Source organism: Burkholderia sp. BCC1972 (genome assembly GCF_905339605.1).
Taxonomy (GTDB): Bacteria; Pseudomonadota; Gammaproteobacteria; order Burkholderiales; family Burkholderiaceae; genus Burkholderia.
Window position 1 is genome coordinate 11,828 of the sequence record NZ_CAJPGH010000016.1, and the last position, 17,545, is coordinate 29,372.

Sequence of the window (17,545 nt, forward strand, 5' to 3'; positions counted from 1 at the left end):
CGGAACCGAGCAGGCACGCGGCAGATGAGAAACACATCAGGCCATATCTACGAGGAGATCGAACGATGCAGACACAACAACACGCACCTTCCCGCACCCGTCAGCGCATGCTGCGCACCGCGCAGGCCGCGATCGCCGGCGCCGCGCTCGCGCTGCTCGCCGCGTGCGGCGGCGGTGACGACAACAACAGCAGCAGCAGCGCATCGAACACGCCGCCGTCGGGCGTGAAGATGCAGATCGTGTCGTTCGGCGACAGCCTGTCGGACGCGGGCACCTACTCGCAGATCAAGCTCGGCTTCGGCGGCGGCCGCTTCACGACGAACCCGGGCCAGGTGTGGACGCAGAACGTCGCGCAGTACTACGGCGACACGCTGCAGCCCGCGAACCAGGGCGGCTTCGGCATCCCGCTGCAGGCCACCGGCGGCCTCGGCTACGCACAAGGCGGCTCGCGCGTGACGCTGCAGCCGGGCATCGGCCACGCGGACGCCAGCGTGCCGAACGCCGACTACGCGCAGGCCACGACGACGCCGATCGCCGACCAGGTCAAGCAGTACATATCGCAGCACGGCAGCTTCAACGCCGGCCAGATCGTGCTGGTCAACGGCGGCGCGAACGACATCTTCTACCAGGCGCAGGTCGCGCAGGCACAAGGCAACACGCCGGCCGCGCAGCTCGCGGCCGCACAGGCGATCGGCCTGGCCGCACAGCAGCTCGGCGGCATCGTCCAGCAGATCGTCGCGGCCGGCGCGACGCACGTGTTCGTCGCGAACGTGCCGGACATCGGCGGCACGCCGCTCGCGCTGCAGGGCGGCACGCAGGCTGCGTTCACGCAACTGTCGGGCCTGTTCAACAAGACGCTCGTCGGCACGCTCGCCGCGCTGAAGGTCGACCCGACGAAGTATGCGGTGGTCGATGTGTTTACGTGGCAGGACGGCATCGCGGCCAACTACCAGGCGAACGGTTTCAGCGTGTCGAACACCGACACCGCCTGCAACCTGAAGGCAATGGTCCAGGCCGCCACGCAGTACGGCGTCGCGAACGCGACCGCATTCGGCTCGTCGCTGTTCTGCTCGCCGCAGACCTACACGGTCGCGAACGCGGACCAGACCTACATGTTCGCCGACACGGTCCACCCGACGACGCACCTGCACGCGCTGTTCGCCCAGTTCGTCGAACAGCAGATCGCGAAGTCCGGCGTCGGCAAGTAAGCGGCCGGCCACGCGCCCAAACGAAAACGCCCGACCGGTTCGCCGGTCGGGCGTTTTTTCATGCGTGAAGCGAAACGAGCGTCAGTCGCGCGCTTCGAACGCGGCCGCCGCGCGGCCGAGGCGATCGTTGACCGCGATCCATTCGACGGTCTCGGGCAGTTTCTCGACGAGGATACGCGCGACTTGCGCACGATCGAGCGCGCGCAGCATCCCGTACAGGTCGCGTGCATAGGCTTGCGGATCTTCCGGCGCCGCGACGAAATGCACGCCGTCGGCCTGCGCCCAGCGTCCCGCGCGCGATGCACGGGCGACGAGCGCAACGCGTTCGCCATCGGTTTGCGCAGCCGCGAGCAGCGGTTCGAGCGCATCGAACGGCAGCAACGCGAGCGGCGTGCGCGGCGCGTAATGCGCTTTCAGCGTGCCCGATGCGCGCGGTGCCGTTGCATCGCTGCCGTCCGGCAGCTGCGGCGCGCGGCCGAGCACGTCGGCGATCTGTTGCGGCGTCACGTGGCCCGGGCGCAGCAGCGCCGGGAAGCCGCGCGACAGGTCGAGAATCGTCGATTCGATGCCGACTTCCGATGCACCGCCGTCGAGCACGTGCACGGTGTCGCCGAATTCGTCGCGCACGTGCTGCGCGGTCGTCGGGCTCACGTGGCCGAACCGGTTCGCGGACGGCGCCGCCACCCCGCCGTGGCCGCCGCGCCGCGCGCTGAATGCGGCCAGCAGCGCCTGCGCGACCGGATGCGACGGGCAGCGCAGCCCGACCGAATCCTGCCCGCCGCTCACGGCGTCCGGAATGCGCGCATGGCGCTTCAGGATCAGCGTCAGCGGGCCCGGCCAGAATGCGTCGATCAACGCGTGCGCGTCGGGCGGCAGGTCGTCGGCCCAGTAGCCGGGATCGCCGCCCGGCGGCAGATGCACGATCACCGGATGGTTCGCGGGCCGCCCTTTCGCCGCGTAGATGCGCGCGACGGCTTCGGGGTTCGCCGCGTCGCCGCCGAGCCCGTAGACGGTCTCGGTCGGGAACGCGACGAGCTGCCCCGCGTCGAGCAGCGCGGCGGCCGCGTCGATCTGGGCAAGCGTCACGGACTTCGGGAGATCGATGGGCATCGGCCGGCGCCTCAGTCGAGCGGCACGCGCAGCAGCTGCGCGCATGCGGTGGCGGCAGCAACGGCTTCGTCGCGCGTCTCGGCCGTGAAGTTCACGTGGCCCATCTTGCGGCCGGCCCGTGCGTCTTCCTTGCCGTACAGGTGCAGGTGCGCAGCCGGCATCGCAGCGACCGTGTCCCACGGCGGCGTGACGGCATCGGCCGCTGCCCCGTCGGGGAACCACACGTCGCCGAGGATGTTCAGCATCGCGGCCGGCGAATGCTGGCGCGGGTTGCCGAGCGGCATGCGCGTCATCGCGCGCACCTGCTGCTCGAACTGGCTCGTTGCGCACGCATCGACCGTGTAGTGGCCGGAGTTGTGCGGGCGCGGCGCCATTTCGTTCGCGACGAACGAGCCGTCTTCCAGCACGAAGAATTCGACGCACAGCACGCCGACGTAGCCGAGCGTATCGGCGATCCGCACGGCAGCCTGCTGCGCCTCTGCGACGCGCGCGGCATCGGCGGCCGGCGCCGGCACGACCGTCAGCGCGAGGATGCCGTTGTGGTGCACGTTCTGCGCGAGCGGGAAGGCGGCCGAGCGGCCGTCCGCGCCGCGCGCGATCAGTGCCGACACTTCGTATTTCAGCGGCAGGCGCTTCTCGAGCACGCACGGCACGCCGCCGAGCGCCGCATGGGCGTCGCGCGCTTCCTGCGCGGTGCTCACCCGCACCTGGCCCTTGCCGTCGTAGCCGAGGCGCGCCGTCTTCAGGATGCCCGGCAGCACCGCGCCTAGCGCGGCATCGTCGAGCGCGGCGAGCGCCGCCGACGATTCGATCACGACGTGCGGCGCGACGGGCACGCCCGACGCCTCGATGAAGCGCTTCTCCGCGATCCGGTCCTGCGCGACCGCGACGCAGCGGCCGGCAGGCGCGACGAACGTCGTGCGCGCGAGGAAATCGAGGCTCGCGGCCGGCACGTTCTCGAACTCCGTCGACACTGCGTCGCACAGATCGGCCAGTTCGGCGAGCGCGGCTTCGTCGTCGTACGCCGCGCGCAGATGGCGGTCGGCGACCGCGCCGGCGGGGCTCGTCGGATCGGGGTCGAGCACGGCGACGCGATAACCCATCGACTGGGCGGCAAAGCAGAACATGCGGCCGAGCTGGCCACCGCCGACCATGCCCAGCCACGCGCCGGGCAGGATCGGGGAAACGGAATCAGGAGTTGCGGTCATGTCAGTGGTCGGTCGCGGCGGAACGCGGAAATGCCCGCCGCAGTGGGAAAATCCGGCGCCGGCCGCGTCGCGCGGCCGCGCGCCATGCCGTCATTCCAGCGGCGGCAGCACCATCGCGTGCGCAGCTTCGTTCTGCCGCACGCGGAACGCGGCGAGCCGGTTCGCATAGTCGACCGAATGGCCGGACAGGATCGACACGGCGAACAGCGCGGCATTCGCGGCGCCGGCCTCGCCGATCGCGAACGTCGCGACGGGCACGCCCTTCGGCATCTGCACGATCGAATGGAGCGAATCGACGCCCTTCAGGTACTTGCTCGCGACCGGCACGCCGAGCACGGGCACCGTGGTCTTCGCGGCCAGCATGCCGGGCAGGTGCGCGGCGCCGCCGGCGCCCGCGATGATCGCCCGCAGCCCGCGCTCGCGCGCCTTCTCCGCATAGTCGAACATCTCGTCGGGCATCCGGTGCGCGGACACGACCTTCGCTTCGTACGGTACGCCGAATTCCTGCAGGATCGCGACCGCGTGCTTCATCACGTCCCAGTCGGAACTCGAACCCATCAGCACGCCGACGAGCGGCGCACTGTGCGTGTGGGCAGTCTGGACTTCGCTCATTGTTCCTTTCCTCGATCAGGCAAGCGACTGGCCGGTGATGCGCTCGAGCGCTTCCTGGTACTTCGCGGCCGTCTTCTCGACGACGTCGGCCGGCAGCGCCGGCGCCGGCGCCGTCTTGCCCCACGGCTGCGCCTCGAGCCAGTCGCGCACGAACTGCTTGTCGAACGACGGCGGGTTCGTGCCGACTTCGTACTGGTCGGCCGGCCAGAAGCGCGACGAATCGGCCGTCAGCACTTCGTCCATCAGGTACAGCTTGCCGTGGTTGTCGAGGCCGAATTCGAACTTCGTGTCGGCGATGATGATGCCGCGCGTCGCCGCGTAGTCGGCCGCTTCCTTGTACAGCTTGATCGAGATGTCGCGGATCGTCGCGGCCAGCTCGGTGCCGATGCGGCGCTCGGTTTCCTCGAACGTGATGTTCTCGTCGTGCTCGCCCATCTCGGCCTTCGCGGCCGGCGTGAAGATCGGCTCGGGCAGCTTCTGCGCGTTCTGCAGGCCTTCCGGCAGTTGCACGCCGCACACGGCGCCCGACGCCTGGTATTCCTTCCAGCCGCTGCCGGCCAGGTAGCCGCGCACGACCGCTTCGATCATGATCGGCTCGAGGCGCTTGACGACCACGCCGCGGCCCTTCACCTGCTCGACCTCGTCGGCCGCGACGACCGCTTCCGGCGCATCGCCCGTCAGGTGGTTCGGCACGATGTGCGCGAGCTTGTCGAACCAGAAGTTCGCCATCTGGTTCAGCACGCGGCCCTTGTTCGGAATCGGCTCGCCCATCACCACGTCGAATGCCGACAGACGGTCGGTCGTGACGATCAGGAGCTTGTCGTTGCCGACCGCGTAGTTATCGCGGACCTTGCCGCGACCGAGGAGCGGCAGCGAGCGGAGCGTGGATTCGTAAAGGGTAGACATCGTCTTTTCGCAGATAAGGAGCCAAACAAAAAGGGAAACGCCGTTCCCCGCGGCAGGCGGGAACGGCGGTCTTGCAATACGTCGGCGAACCGGCGGGCGACAACGCCCGGCGGTTGCCGGCCGGCCCTCGTTCGGCCGGACGAAACGGCTGCCGGGGCCGGATCAGATCCGGCAACCGGGCGGCCAGCCCCGGCCTTGCGGCGGGGGCAATCGTACTACAGTCTCAGCGCACGACCTGCGCGAGCGCGCCGGACTTGTACTGCTCGGCGATCTTGTCGAGCGACACCGGCTTGATCTTGCCGGCCTGGCCTTCGCAGCCGAACGCGAGGTAACGGTCGACGCAAACCTGTTTCGCCGCTTCGCGCGCGGGCTTCAGGTAGTCGCGCGGATCGAACTTGCCCGGGTTCTCGAACAGGTAGCGGCGGATCGCGCCGGTGATCGCGAGACGCAGGTCGGTGTCGATGTTGATCTTGCGCACGCCGTGCTTGATGCCTTCCTGGATTTCCTCGACCGGCACGCCGTAGGTTTCCTTCATGTCGCCGCCGAATTCGCGGATCTCGGCCAGCAGCTCCTGCGGCACCGACGACGAACCGTGCATCACGAGGTGCGTGTTCGGGATGCGCGCGTGGATTTCCTTGATGCGCTGGATCGACAGGATGTCGCCCGTCGGCTTCTTCGAGAACTTGTACGCACCGTGCGACGTGCCGATCGCGATCGCGAGCGCGTCGCACTGCGTGAGCTTCACGAAGTCGGCGGCCTGCTCCGGATCGGTCAGCAGCTGCTCGCGGGTCATCGTGCCTTCCGCGCCGTGGCCGTCTTCCTTGTCGCCCTTCATCGTCTCGAGCGAGCCGAGCACGCCGAGTTCGGCTTCGACCGTCACGCCGATCGAGTGCGCCATCTCGACGACCTTGCGCGACACGTCGACGTTGTACTCGTACGACGCGACCGTCTTGCCGTCGGCTTCGAGCGAACCGTCCATCATCACGCTCGTGAAGCCGCTGCGGATCGCGGCCGTACAGACTGCCGGCGACTGGCCGTGATCCTGGTGCATCACGACCGGGATGTGCGGGTACGACTCGACGGCTGCTTCGATCAGGTGGCGCAGGAACGGCTCGCCCGCATACTTACGCGCGCCGGCCGATGCCTGCATGATCACGGGCGCGCCGACCTGGTCCGCCGCCGCCATGATCGCCTGGACTTGCTCCAGATTGTTCACGTTGAAGGCCGGCAGGCCGTAACCGTGCTCTGCCGCGTGGTCCAGCAATTGACGCATTGATACGAGAGGCATTGTGGAACTCCTTGGAATGAAAACCGGTGCGCCCTGACGCCGGCGCGGCAGCCGGCCCCGATTGGACCGGGGCGGCGCGGCGCGGCTGAGCGTCGAATAGCCGCATTTTATCGCGAAGCGCCTCCGATTCCGACCGCCCCGTGGCGCCCGCTCGCAATTTGTTACGTTCGCACGGCACAATGCGGGCAAAAAAGAGAAAAAAAGCCGCGCGGGGCTTCGGACCCCACGCGGCTTTCGGGTAAAAAAACGGTGCCAGATCGATTTTCAGCCGATCCGGACGGACGGCCACGAGGCCGGCCCGATGCCCGGCCGGCGCTCGACTCAGTAGTGCTCGCCCACCCGCACGATCTTCAGCGTGTTGGTGCCGCCCGCCTGCCCCATCGGCTCGCCGACCGTCAGCACGACCATGTCGCCGTGCTGCACGTAGCCTTGCTTGACGACGATCTCGAGCGCTGCCTGCAGCGCCGAATCGCGGTCGCTATTGAAGTCGACGTGCAGCGGCGTCACGTTGCGGTACAGCGCCATCGTGCGTTCGCTGCCGACGCGCGGCGTCAGCGCGAAGATCGGCACGTGCGTGTAGTGACGCGACATCCACAGCGCGGTCGCGCCCGATTCGGTCAGCGCGATGATGGCCTTCGCGCCGAGGTGGTACGCGGTGAACAGCGCGCCCATCGCGATCGACTGGTCGATTCGCGTGAACGTGCGGTCGAGGAAATCCTTGTCGAGTTCGACCTCTTCGGACTTTTCCGCTTCGACGCAGACGGCCGCCATCGACTCGATCGTGACGACCGGGTACTTGCCGGCGGCCGTCTCGGCCGACAGCATCACAGCGTCGGTGCCGTCGAGCACCGCGTTGGCGACGTCCGACACTTCCGCGCGGGTCGGCACGGGGGCGTGGATCATCGATTCCATCATCTGCGTCGCGGTGATCACGAGCTTGTTCGACTCGCGCGCCATCCGGATCATCCGCTTCTGCAGCGCCGGCACGGCCGCGTTGCCCACTTCCACCGCGAGGTCGCCGCGCGCGACCATGATGCCGTCGGATGCGTCGAGGATGCTCTGCAGCGCCGGGATCGCTTCCGCGCGCTCGATCTTCGCGATCATCTTCGGCTTGATGCCGTACGGCGCGCCCGCGATGTTCGCGAGCTGGCGCGCCATTTCCATGTCGGTCGCGTTCTTCGGGAACGACACCGCCACCAGGTCCGCGCCGAGCGACATCGCGGTGCGGATGTCTTCCATGTCCTTCGCGGTCAGAGCCGGCGCCGACAGGCCGCCGCCCTGGCGGTTGATCCCCTTGTTGTTCGACAGCTCGCCGCCCACCTTGACGATCGTGTGGATCTCGTCGCCGAGCACGCGCTCGACGGTCAGCACGATCAGGCCGTCGTTCAGCAGCAGCAGGTCGCCCGGCCGCAGGTCGCGCGGCAGTTCCTTGTAGTCGAGGCCGACGCGCTCGTCGTTGCCGAGTTCGCAGGCGGCGTCGAGGATGAACGGCTGCCCCGGCACGAGCGTGGTCTTGCCGTTCTCGAACTTGCCGACGCGGATCTTCGGGCCCTGGAGGTCGGCCATGATCGCGATCTCGCGGCCAACCTTGCGGGCGGCCTCGCGCACCATCTCGGCGCGCTGGCGGTGATCGTCGGCCGTACCGTGCGAAAAATTGAGCCGCACGACGTCGAGGCCCGCCTGCATCATCTGCAGCAGAATCTCCGGCGAACTGGAAGCCGGGCCGATCGTGGCGACTATCTTGGTGGCGCGCTGCATGAAACTCCTCATCTGGATCAAGGTGGATGCGCTGGGTGAAACGCTGCGAGAGCCGGAAGCGGCGGGCCCAGCGGCGGCCGTTCCGGGGGGCGTGCCGGTGCTTGCGCCCGGCATCGCTTTGTTCTGAATCTCGTGGTGCAGTGCGGCCGCGTCGCCGGCAGCCGCCGGTGCGCGCGGGGCGGTGTTCGCCCGCGCGGGCGCGCGTTTGCGCTTGCCCGCGCCGGCCGGCTGCTCCGCTTTCGCGGAGCGCGCGGCCTTCGTCACCCCTGCGCGCGCCGCCACGCTCAGGCCGCCCGCGTTTCGAGCACTTCCACCGCCGGCAGCTTCTTCCCTTCGAGGAACTCGAGGAAGGCGCCGCCGCCCGTCGAGATGTAGCTGACCTGGTCGTGGATGCCGTACTTCGCGATGGCCGCGAGCGTGTCGCCGCCGCCCGCGATCGAGAACGCGGACGATTTGGCGATCGCGTCGGCGAGCGTCCTGGTGCCGTTGCCGAACTGGTCGAACTCGAACACGCCGACCGGGCCGTTCCACACGATCGTGCCGGCCTTCTCGAGCTGGCTCGCGAGCGCCTTGGCGGTATCCGGGCCGATGTCGAGGATCATGTCGTCCGCTTCGATGTCGGCGACCTGCTTCACCGTGGCCACGGCCGTCGGCGAGAATTCCTTCGCGGTGACGACGTCGGTCGGGATCGGCACCGACGCGCCGCGCTCGCGCGCTTCGTCGATGATCGCCTTCGCCTCGTTGACGAGGTCGGCTTCCGCGAGCGACTTGCCGATCGACAGGCCGGCCGCGAGCATGAACGTGTTGGCGATGCCGCCGCCGACGATCAGCTGGTCGACCTTGCCGGCCAGCGACTTCAGGATGGTCAGCTTGGTCGACACCTTCGAGCCCGCGACGATCGCCACCAGCGGGCGCGCCGGGTTGCCGAGCGCCTTGCCGAGCGCGTCGAGTTCGGCGGCCAGCAGCGGGCCCGCGCATGCGACCGGCGCGTACTTCGCGATCCCGTGGGTGGTCGCTTCCGCGCGGTGCGCGGTGCCGAACGCGTCGTTCACGTACACGTCGCAGAGCTTCGCCATCTTCTGGGCGAGCTCGTCCGAATTCTTCTTCTCGCCCTTGTTGACGCGGCAGTTCTCGAGCAGCACGACCTGGCCCGGCGCGACGTTCACGCCGTTCTCGACCCAGTTCGACACCAGCGGCACGTCACGGCCGAGCAATTCGGCGAGGCGTTTCGCGACCGGTGCGAGCGAGTCTTCCGGCTTGAATTCGCCTTCGGTCGGACGGCCGAGGTGCGACGTGACCATCACGGCCGCGCCGGCGTCGAGCGCGGCCTGGATGGCCGGCACGGACGCACGCACGCGCGTGTCTTCGGTGATGTTGCCCTGGTCGTCCTGCGGGACGTTCAGGTCGGCGCGGATGAACACCCGCTTGCCGGCGAGCTGGCCGGCGGCGATCAGGTCGGTAAGACGCTTGACTTGGCTCATGTTGGACAAATTGAAGTAGTGGATGGGGAAAGGGGGTTCACGCTGGACGTGCGCGGGCTGCCGCGAAAGGGCGCCGGATGCGGCCGTGGCTGGCGGTTCGCATGACGCGCACGGGTAAAAAATCTCGAACGGGCATTCTAGCCGATCCACCCGGCAGACTGACCCGCGGGCGGCGAATTCCGCCTATTTGGGATCGCACGCGGCAGCGGACACGTTGCCGCAGCGCAGCAATGCATGGGCGCGGGCGGCAGGCCGGAGCGGCGGCTCATCAGAAGACCAGGCGCAGGGCGGTGAACACGAGCATCCCGACGACGATCGTGCCGAGCATGCTGCGCCGCCACAAGAACCAGCCGAGGCCGGCGAGCGCCGCGTAGAACGGATGGTTGGACAACGCGAACGACAGCCCGGCCGGCGTTTCGAGCACGTCGGGCAGCACGACGGCGACCAGCGCGGCCGCCGGCGCGTAGCGCAGCGCGCGCTGCGCGCGTTCGGGCAGCACGGTGCGCTCGCCGCCGATCAGGAACAGCGCGCGCGTGACGGCCGTGACGACCGTCATCCCGATGATGACGATCCAGATCTCCGTCGCGCTCATTCAATTTCCTTTTCGTGCACGGTTTCGGTACGGATGCGCCGCCAGTCGGCCCGTTCGACGAAGAAGTCGGCCGTGCAGCCGGCCGCGAGCGCGGCGAGCACCGCGAGCGGCAGCGCAAGCCGGTACGGCAGGTCGAACGCGATCAGCGACACGATGCCCGCGACGGCAACGGCCGCGAGCGTCGAGCGGTTCGCGACCGCCGACACCATGATCGGGATCAGCGCGAGCGTGCCGGCCAGTTCCAGCCCCCAGCTCGCGGGGAAGAAGCTCGCGAGCAGGATGCCGGCGAGCGACGACACCTGCCACGATGCCCAGCTCGCGAGCGCCATCCCCCAGAAATACGCTTCCTTGCCCGGCACGTGGCCGTAGGCAAAGCCCTGTTTCTGGAACAGCAGGTAGATCACGTCGCCGTTGAAATAGCCGATCGCGAGGCGCCGCCACAGCGGCAGGTAGGAAAAATGGGGCGCCAGCCCGGCGCTGAAGATCACGAAGCGCATGTTGACCATCGCGGCCGTAAGCAGCACGGTCCAGATCGGCAGCTTCGCCGCGAGGAGCGGCAGCACCGCGAGCTGCGACGAGCCCGCGTAGACGAAGATCGACATCGCGCTCGCCTGCCCGAGCGTCATGACCGACTTGCTCATCGCGATGCCGGTGACGAGGCCCCAGGACAGGATCGCCATCAATGTCGGGGAATAGTCGCGCGCGCCCTGGATCAGCGCGAAGCGGTCGGTGGCGGACAATCGAGCGAGCATGGGAAAGCGGGCCGCAGCGGGCGGTTCGTCGGGGCGCCGGCGCCTCCTGCCGGTACGTCCCGTCGTTATTGGAATCGGTACCGGGCGATTATAGCGCCGCCCCTGTGCCGACCGACCGGATCGCCGCCAAATGACGCTAAAATAAGCGTCTTTCCGGCTCAACGCTGCATACAACCGCATCCCAGGAGAAATCTATGTCAATGGCCGACCGCGACGGCAAGATCTGGATGGACGGCAAGCTGATCGACTGGCGCGACGCCAAGATCCACGTCCTGACCCACACGCTGCACTACGGCATGGGCGTCTTCGAGGGCGTGCGCGCGTACAAGTCGGCCGACGGCAGCACCGCGATCTTCCGCCTGCGCGAGCACACCAAACGTCTGCTGAATTCGGCGAAGATCTTCCAGATGGACGTGCCGTTCGACCGCGAGACGCTCGAAGCCGCGCAGCTCGCGGTCGTGCGCGAGAACAAGCTCGACTCGGGCTACCTGCGCCCGATCATCTGGGTCGGCTCGGAAAAGCTCGGCGTGGCCGCGAAAGGCAACACGATCCACGTCGCGATCGCCGCGTGGCCGTGGGGTGCATACCTCGGCGAAGACGGCCTCGCGAAGGGCATCCGCGTGAAGACGTCGTCGTTCACGCGCCACCACGTGAACGTGTCGATGGTGCGCGCGAAGGCATCGGGCTGGTACGTGAACTCGATCCTGGCGAACCAGGAAGCGACCGCCGACGGCTACGACGAAGCGCTGCTGCTCGACGTCGACGGCTACGTGTCGGAAGGCTCGGGCGAGAACTTCTTCCTCGTGAACAACGGCAAGCTGTACACGCCCGACCTGTCGTCGTGCCTCGACGGCATCACGCGCGATACGGTCATCACGATCGCGAAGGATGCCGGCATCGAGGTCATCGAGAAGCGCATCACGCGCGACGAGGTCTACACGGCCGACGAGGCGTTCTTCACCGGCACGGCCGCTGAAGTCACGCCGATCCGCGAGCTCGACAACCGCACGATCGGCAGCGGCGCGCGCGGCCCCGTCACGGAAAAGCTCCAGTCGGCGTTTTTCGATATCGTGTCGGGCAAGAACGCGAAGTACGCGCACTGGCTGACGAAGGTCTGAGCGCGCCGCGCCACCGACCGCCCCACAAAAGAGTGATAAGAGAAAGTCTCATGAGTGAAATCAAGGAAATGCCGCTGGTCGAGCTGACGGCCAAGGATCTTCCCGCCTACTGCCCGAACCCGGCCATGGCGCGCTGGAGTGCCCATCCGCGCGTCTTCATCGACGTGTCGCACGGCGAAGCGCGCTGCCCGTACTGCGGCACGCGCTACAAGCTGCGCGACGGCGAGGTCGTCAAGGGCCACTGAGCCCGGGCGGCCGGGCCCGCGGGCCCGCCGACTCGCAAGGCGGCGCAGCCGGACCTCCGGCGCGCCGCCCTTCTCCATTCTGGCAACCCGAACGCGGCGCCCGTGCGCCGTGATTCATTACGACATCGGAAGTCGACCTGATGCGTCGAGCGCTGGTTATCGCACCGAACTGGATCGGTGACGCATTGATGGCGCAGCCGCTTTTTGCGCTGCTGAAAAAACTCCATCCCCGCATCGCGATCGATGCCGTCGCACCCTCTTGGGTGGCGCCGGTGCTCGAGCGGATGCCCGAGATCCACGATGTCTACGCGACCGATCTCGCGCACGGCAAGCTGCAGCTGCTGCGCCGCTGGCAGCTCGCGAGCGACCTGCGCGACGTCGGCTACGACGCGGCGTACGTGCTGCCGAACTCGCTGAAGTCCGCCGTGATCCCGTGGCTCGCGAACATCCCGCTGCGGATCGGCTATACCGGCGAGCACCGCTACGGGCTGCTGAACGTGCGGCACGCGAACCCCGACAAGTCGGGCGAGCGGCCGCCGATGACGACCCACTACGCGGCGCTCGCGTACGCGCCGGGCGCGAAGCTGCCCGAGTCGATGAAGGCGCTGCCCGCGCCGCGCCTCGACGCGGACCTGAACGAGACGGCGCGCGTGTCCGCGCGTTTCAATCTCGATACCAGGAAGCCGCTCGTCGTGTTCTGCCCGGGCGCCGAATACGGCCCGGCCAAGCGCTGGCCGCCCGAGCACTTCGCGACGCTCGCGACGATCGTCCACCAGTCGTTCCCGTACACGCAGATCGTCGCGCTCGGCTCGCAGAAGGATGCGGCGGCCGCGCAGGCGATCGCCGACCACGCGCCGAACGTGCGCAACCTGTGCGGGCAGACGTCGCTGTCGGAGGCGTGCGCGCTGATCGCGCGCGCGAACGCGGTCGTCACCAACGATTCGGGGCTGATGCACGTCGCGGCCGCGCTGCGCCGGCCGCTCGTCGCGCTGTACGGATCGACCGATCCGCGCCACACCCCTCCGCTGTCGGACCTGGCGAAGGTACAATGGCTGCATCTCGAATGCAGTCCCTGCTTCGAACGCGAGTGCCCGCTCGGCCACCTGAAGTGCCTGCGCGAACTCGGTCCCGAGCAGGTATTCGGCGATTTGCGCGGCATGCTCGTCGGGCAGCGCTGACCCTGGCCGGCAGCGTCGCACGGCGCGCCGGGCAATCCGATTCACCGGTGTACGGCGGCTCCATGAGGGCCGCCGTGCTGAATACGGCGCGCGACGCGCGCGAGAGATAACCCCGATGCCACGTTTTGCCCGCCTTTTCGAAGCCGCTGCCGATACGCTGAACGCCTACTACCAGGCCGTCGCCGATGCCAATCTCGACGCGCTGCTGGCGTTGTGGATCGACGAGGATTTCGCCAGCTGCGTATGGGCGGACGGCGAGCATCTGCACGGCCTCGACCAGATCCGCAGCGGGCTCGCGAACCGGCTCGCCACGCGCCCCGTGACGATCGAGCCGCTCGACATCCGCGTGTACGACAGCCTCGGCACGGTCGTGTATACGATCGCCGAAGCGCATCAGCAGGCCGACCTGACGGCCGAACCCGACATGGTTTTCGCGACGTACGTGATGATTCACGAACGCGGCGAATGGCGCATCGCGCACATCCACGCGAGCCCGATTCCCGAACAGGCGGCCGGGCAGTTCGCCGCCAAAATCCGTCACGGTCAGGGCCCGCTGCACTGACGAAGAGACGAAGCAACGCATACGCGGGGCGATCATGAGTACGGCTTCTCCGCCCACCTCGCCGCTGACCGGGGCCCCGGCCCCAGACGACGACACACTGCGCTATCGCGCACCGCGCTGGCTACCGAACAGTCACGCGCAAACCATCGTGCCCGCGCTGTTCGTGCGGCGTCCGGTTGTCGCTTACCGGCGAGAGCGATGGGAAACCCCCGACCACGACTTCATCGATCTCGACTGGGTCGCCCATCTCGACAGTGCGGCGCCGGCGCCCGACGCGCCGCTGTTCGTGCTGTTCCACGGCCTCGAAGGCAGCTCCGGCTCGCACTACGCGCTCCAGATGATGGCTGCCGCGCGCACAAAGGGCTGGCACGCCGTCGTCCCGCACTTTCGCAGCTGCAGCGGCGAGATCAACCGCCAGCCGCGCTTCTATCACCTCGCCGACAGCGCCGAAGTCGACTGGATCCTGCGCCGGCTCGCCGCGCAGCATCGCGGGCCGCTCGTCGCGGCCGGCGTGTCGCTTGGCGGCAACGTGCTGCTGCGCTGGCTCGGCGAGCATCGCAGCGACACGTCGATCGTGCGCGCCGCCGCCGCGATCTCGACACCGATCGACGTCCATGCGGGTGGCCGCGCGCTGTCGCAGGGGTTCGCGATGGTCTATACGCGCAGCTTCCTGAAGACGCTCAAGCGCAAGGCGCTCGCGAAGCTCGACCAGTACCCGGGGCTGTTCGACCGCGAAGCGATGCTGCAGGCGGTGACGATGCGCGACTTCGACGAAGTCGTGACCGCGCCGCTGCACGGCTTCGCGGACGCCGACGACTACTGGACGAAGGCGACGACACGGCCGTTGCTGCCCGCGATCGACGTGCCGACGCTGATCCTCAACGCCCGCAACGATCCGTTCCTGCCCGAATCGGCGCTGCCTGGCCCGGCCGACGTGTCGCCGGCCGTCGAGCTCGACCAGCCCGCGACCGGCGGGCATGCGGGATTCATGACCGGGCCGTTCCCCGGCCGCCTCGACTGGCTGTCGGCGCGGGTGTTCGGCTATTGCTCGAAATTCGTCGACCATGGATGACATCGTCAGGCAAGCACTCGCCAAATGGCCCGACGTGCCGCACTGCACCGGCTGGCTGCTGCTCGACCGGCGCGGCGAATGGCGGCTGCGCGACGATGCCGCGCAGGCGGCCGGCGAGCTCGGCTCGCCGATCCGGCATGCGGCGCTGAACGCGTTCATCGGCCGCAACTACGAATGCGATGCGCAGGGCCAGTGGTTCTTCCAGAACGGGCCGCAGCGCGTGTACGTCGAGCTCGCCTATACGCCGTGGGTCGTCCGGCTCGCCGAGCGCGACGGGCAACTCGTGCTCACCGACCAGACGGGCGCACCGTTCGAACCCGACGAAGCCTGGCTCGACGATGGAGGCGGCGTGCTGTTTCGCGATGGCGGTACGCAGCGCATCGCGGCGCTGCACGATCACGACCTCGGGCTGTTCGCCGATCACGCGGATTTCGATGCCGAGCCGCCCGTGCTGCGCTGGCGCGCCGGCCGTACGCTGCCGCTCGGCAGCATCGTCTGCGCGGACGTGCCCGCCCGGTTCGGCTATGTCGCGAGCCCGGCACGCCACGCCGGCCACGCGGCCGGCAGCGGCAACTGACGCGCAGCCGCGCGACCGCCGCTATCCGCGGCCGTTCTTCTCGTCCTCGCGCTCTTCCTTGTAGCGCGCCTCGAATTCCAGCAGCCGCGCGCCGATGATCGACTGTTCGTAGAACGACACGTCCTTCGCATCGCGCGCTTCCTTCAACTGCCGGATCGCCGACGGCCACGCACCGTCGATCGCGAGTTTCTCCGCGAGCGCGCGGCGCCGCGCGAGCACGTCGCCCTTTCCGTCGCTCGCCTTCGCGAGATAGTCCCACCAGTCCGGCTGCTCGGGATCGGCCGTCGCCTGCGCACGCGCGAGCGTCTGCGCTTCGGCAAAACGGCGTGCGGCAATCAGCGCCTGCAGATGCGCGACGATCGCCGCGTGCGACGCCGCCCAGCGCCGCTGCGCGAGCGCCGCGAGCCGCACCGCGTCGTCGGTCCGGCCCGCGCGGCGCGCGATCTCGGCGGCCAGCACGTCGAGGCTCGGCGAACTCGTGTCCGGATCGCTCTCGCGCCGCTCGCGCGCATCGAACCCCGCGCGCGCCGACGCGAGCGCCTTGCCGGCCGCGTCGCAATCGCCGAGCAACAGGTTCGCGAGCGCGATGCCGTACCAGTTTGCCGCGACGTTCGGCGCCGTGCGATCGTCGATCTCGAGCTGCATCCGGCGCGCTTCGGCCGCGATGTCGGTCGGCGCGCGGTTCTGCAGGATGCGCAGCCGCGCACGCACGAACCCGTATTCGGCCGACTGGCGCGGTTGCCGGTACGGTGCACGGCGCGCGCGATCCTCCATGTCGGCGATCCGCTCGCCGGTCAGCGGGTGCGTGCGCGCATACGCCGGCACGCCCGCGTCGCCCATCGACGCACGGTCGAGCCGTTCGAAGAAGCCCGGCATCCCGTACGGGTCATAGCCCGCGCCCGCAAGCAGCTGGAAGCCGACGCGATCGGCCTCGCGCTCGGCCGAACGCGAGAAGCGCAGCTGGTTGTCGACCGCGTACGCCTGCCCGCCCATCGCGATCGCGCTGCCGAGATCGCCGCTGCGCGCCAGCACGCCGGCCAGCACGCCGAGCAGCATCGTCGCGAGCGCCGTGTAGCCGGTCTTCTTGCTCGCGCCGATCATCCGCGCGATGTGCCGCTGCAGCACGTGGCCCATCTCGTGGCCCACCACCGACGCGAGCTCCGACTCCGTCTGCGTCGTGACGACCAGCCCGCTGTTGATCCCGATGAAGCCGCCCGGCATCGAGAACGCGTTGATCTGCGGATCGCGCACCGGAAACAGGTCGAAATCCGGCGTGTAGCCGCCGATGAAACGCGCGGCGGCCGCGGCCGCGAGCCGCGCCGCCATCGCGTTCAGGTAGTCGCGCACGAGCCAGTCGTCGAGATAGTCGGGATCGCGCCGCACTTCGCGCATCACGCGCTCGCCGAGCCGGCGCTCGGCCTGCGGCGTCAGCGAACCGCCGGAACCGTCGCCGAGATCGGGCAACTCGAGCGCGCGAAGCGGCGCGCGCAGGCTCGCGACCGGCGCCGACGCGCTGCCGGCGTCCGAGAACCGGCTCTCCGCGCCGCCGTACGTGCCGAACACGCCGGTCGCGATGCCCGACGGCATGGTGGAAATCGCCGGCGAGCCGCCGGTCGCCGGCTCGAGCGGTGGCGCGGATGCGCTCTGCGCATGGCCGCCCGGCGGCAGCGCGAGCGCCGCCGACAGCAACACGGCAAGCAACTGTTTGACACGCATGGCAGGATGAAAGCGACGCCGACCCGCGCGAGCGGCGCGCATCGCGGCGTTTGGTCTGAATATTCGGGCCATTGTACCGGCGCCGCGGCGACTGTCCCGTGCCGCGCGTGCGTCATCTGCGCTCCCGGCGACGCAGACGCCGCTGCTATGATAGGCGCCCGT

18 protein-coding genes are annotated in these 17,545 nt (G+C 68.8%); 8 read left to right on the forward strand and 10 right to left on the reverse strand.

The features are described from left to right. The first annotated feature begins 65 nt into the window (after positions 1-65). Positions 66-1,208, forward strand: coding sequence for an SGNH/GDSL hydrolase family protein (locus U5798_RS22110; protein WP_124453799.1), 1,143 nt, complete (start codon positions 66-68; stop codon positions 1,206-1,208). A gap of 81 nt (positions 1,209-1,289) precedes the next feature. Here the strand turns inward: U5798_RS22110 and U5798_RS22115 are convergent, their stop codons facing one another. The 6 genes from U5798_RS22115 to pyk form a co-directional block, all read right to left on the reverse strand. Continuing rightward, entirely contained in the window at positions 1,290-2,318 is a 1,029-nt protein-coding gene (locus tag U5798_RS22115; RefSeq protein ID WP_124453797.1) for an L-threonylcarbamoyladenylate synthase, read from the reverse strand. 11 nt (positions 2,319-2,329) lie between these two features. Continuing rightward, positions 2,330-3,526 (reverse strand): 5-(carboxyamino)imidazole ribonucleotide synthase, encoded by a 1,197-nt coding sequence (locus tag U5798_RS22120; protein ID WP_322083200.1) that lies wholly within the window; start codon positions 3,524-3,526, stop codon positions 2,330-2,332. A 90-nt stretch (positions 3,527-3,616) separates the two neighbouring features. Continuing rightward, positions 3,617-4,138, reverse strand: a complete 522-nt coding sequence (purE, locus tag U5798_RS22125; protein WP_069257477.1) for a 5-(carboxyamino)imidazole ribonucleotide mutase — start codon at positions 4,136-4,138, stop codon at positions 3,617-3,619. Between the two features lie 15 nt (positions 4,139-4,153). Then, positions 4,154-5,044: a phosphoribosylaminoimidazolesuccinocarboxamide synthase gene (locus U5798_RS22130; protein WP_039360621.1), complete on the reverse strand. Its 891-nt coding sequence runs from the start codon at positions 5,042-5,044 to the stop codon at positions 4,154-4,156. A gap of 223 nt (positions 5,045-5,267) precedes the next feature. Continuing rightward, a complete protein-coding gene (fba, locus tag U5798_RS22135; RefSeq protein ID WP_050014549.1) occupies positions 5,268-6,332 on the reverse strand; it encodes a class II fructose-bisphosphate aldolase in 1,065 nt (354 codons plus the stop codon). A gap of 321 nt (positions 6,333-6,653) precedes the next feature. Continuing rightward, positions 6,654-8,090, reverse strand: coding sequence for a pyruvate kinase (gene pyk, locus U5798_RS22140; RefSeq protein ID WP_322083201.1), 1,437 nt, complete (start codon positions 8,088-8,090; stop codon positions 6,654-6,656). Here pyk and U5798_RS22145 point away from each other — a divergent pair. After that, positions 8,089-8,217, forward strand: coding sequence for a hypothetical protein (locus U5798_RS22145; protein WP_021164118.1), 129 nt, complete (start codon positions 8,089-8,091; stop codon positions 8,215-8,217). The genes pyk and U5798_RS22145 overlap by 2 nt on opposite strands. A 157-nt stretch (positions 8,218-8,374) precedes the next feature. Here the strand turns inward: U5798_RS22145 and U5798_RS22150 are convergent, their stop codons facing one another. The 3 genes from U5798_RS22150 to U5798_RS22160 all read right to left on the reverse strand — a co-directional run bounded on the left by U5798_RS22150 (position 8,375) and on the right by U5798_RS22160 (position 10,915). Continuing rightward, positions 8,375-9,571 (reverse strand): phosphoglycerate kinase, encoded by a 1,197-nt coding sequence (locus U5798_RS22150; protein WP_124453791.1) that lies wholly within the window; start codon positions 9,569-9,571, stop codon positions 8,375-8,377. A 268-nt stretch (positions 9,572-9,839) separates the two neighbouring features. After that, positions 9,840-10,163, reverse strand: coding sequence for an AzlD domain-containing protein (locus U5798_RS22155; protein WP_322083202.1), 324 nt, complete (start codon positions 10,161-10,163; stop codon positions 9,840-9,842). Beyond that, positions 10,160-10,915 carry an AzlC family ABC transporter permease gene (locus tag U5798_RS22160; RefSeq protein ID WP_124453787.1) on the reverse strand — a complete coding sequence of 252 codons (756 nt, stop codon included), beginning with the start codon at positions 10,913-10,915 and terminating at the stop codon, positions 10,160-10,162. The genes U5798_RS22155 and U5798_RS22160 overlap by 4 nt, the downstream gene beginning before the upstream one ends. Positions 10,916-11,109: 194 nt before the next feature. Here U5798_RS22160 and U5798_RS22165 point away from each other — a divergent pair, with 194 nt between their 5' ends. The 6 genes from U5798_RS22165 (at position 11,110) to U5798_RS22190 (ending at position 15,667) form a co-directional block, all read left to right on the forward strand. Next, complete coding sequence (locus U5798_RS22165; RefSeq protein ID WP_322083203.1) at positions 11,110-12,033, forward strand: branched-chain amino acid transaminase; 924 nt, start codon at positions 11,110-11,112, stop codon at positions 12,031-12,033. A gap of 50 nt (positions 12,034-12,083) precedes the next feature. Then, positions 12,084-12,278 carry a zinc-finger domain-containing protein gene (locus tag U5798_RS22170; protein ID WP_006749970.1) on the forward strand — a complete coding sequence of 65 codons (195 nt, stop codon included), beginning with the start codon at positions 12,084-12,086 and terminating at the stop codon, positions 12,276-12,278. A gap of 140 nt (positions 12,279-12,418) precedes the next feature. Then, complete coding sequence (waaF, locus tag U5798_RS22175) at positions 12,419-13,456, forward strand: lipopolysaccharide heptosyltransferase II (RefSeq protein WP_124453783.1); 1,038 nt, start codon at positions 12,419-12,421, stop codon at positions 13,454-13,456. Between the two features lie 115 nt (positions 13,457-13,571). Beyond that, complete coding sequence (locus tag U5798_RS22180) at positions 13,572-14,018, forward strand: nuclear transport factor 2 family protein (RefSeq protein WP_034178922.1); 447 nt, start codon at positions 13,572-13,574, stop codon at positions 14,016-14,018. Between the two features lie 34 nt (positions 14,019-14,052). After that, positions 14,053-15,090, forward strand: a complete 1,038-nt coding sequence (locus U5798_RS22185) for a hydrolase (RefSeq protein ID WP_322083204.1) — start codon at positions 14,053-14,055, stop codon at positions 15,088-15,090. After that, complete coding sequence (locus tag U5798_RS22190; protein WP_322083205.1) at positions 15,083-15,667, forward strand: DUF2946 family protein; 585 nt, start codon at positions 15,083-15,085, stop codon at positions 15,665-15,667. Before U5798_RS22185 ends, U5798_RS22190 begins: the two co-directional genes overlap by 8 nt. 21 nt (positions 15,668-15,688) lie before the next feature. Here U5798_RS22190 and U5798_RS22195 read toward each other — a convergent pair whose 3' ends face one another. Continuing rightward, positions 15,689-17,383: a M48 family metalloprotease gene (locus tag U5798_RS22195; protein WP_322083206.1), complete on the reverse strand. Its 1,695-nt coding sequence runs from the start codon at positions 17,381-17,383 to the stop codon at positions 15,689-15,691. Positions 17,384-17,545: the final 162 nt, after the last annotated feature.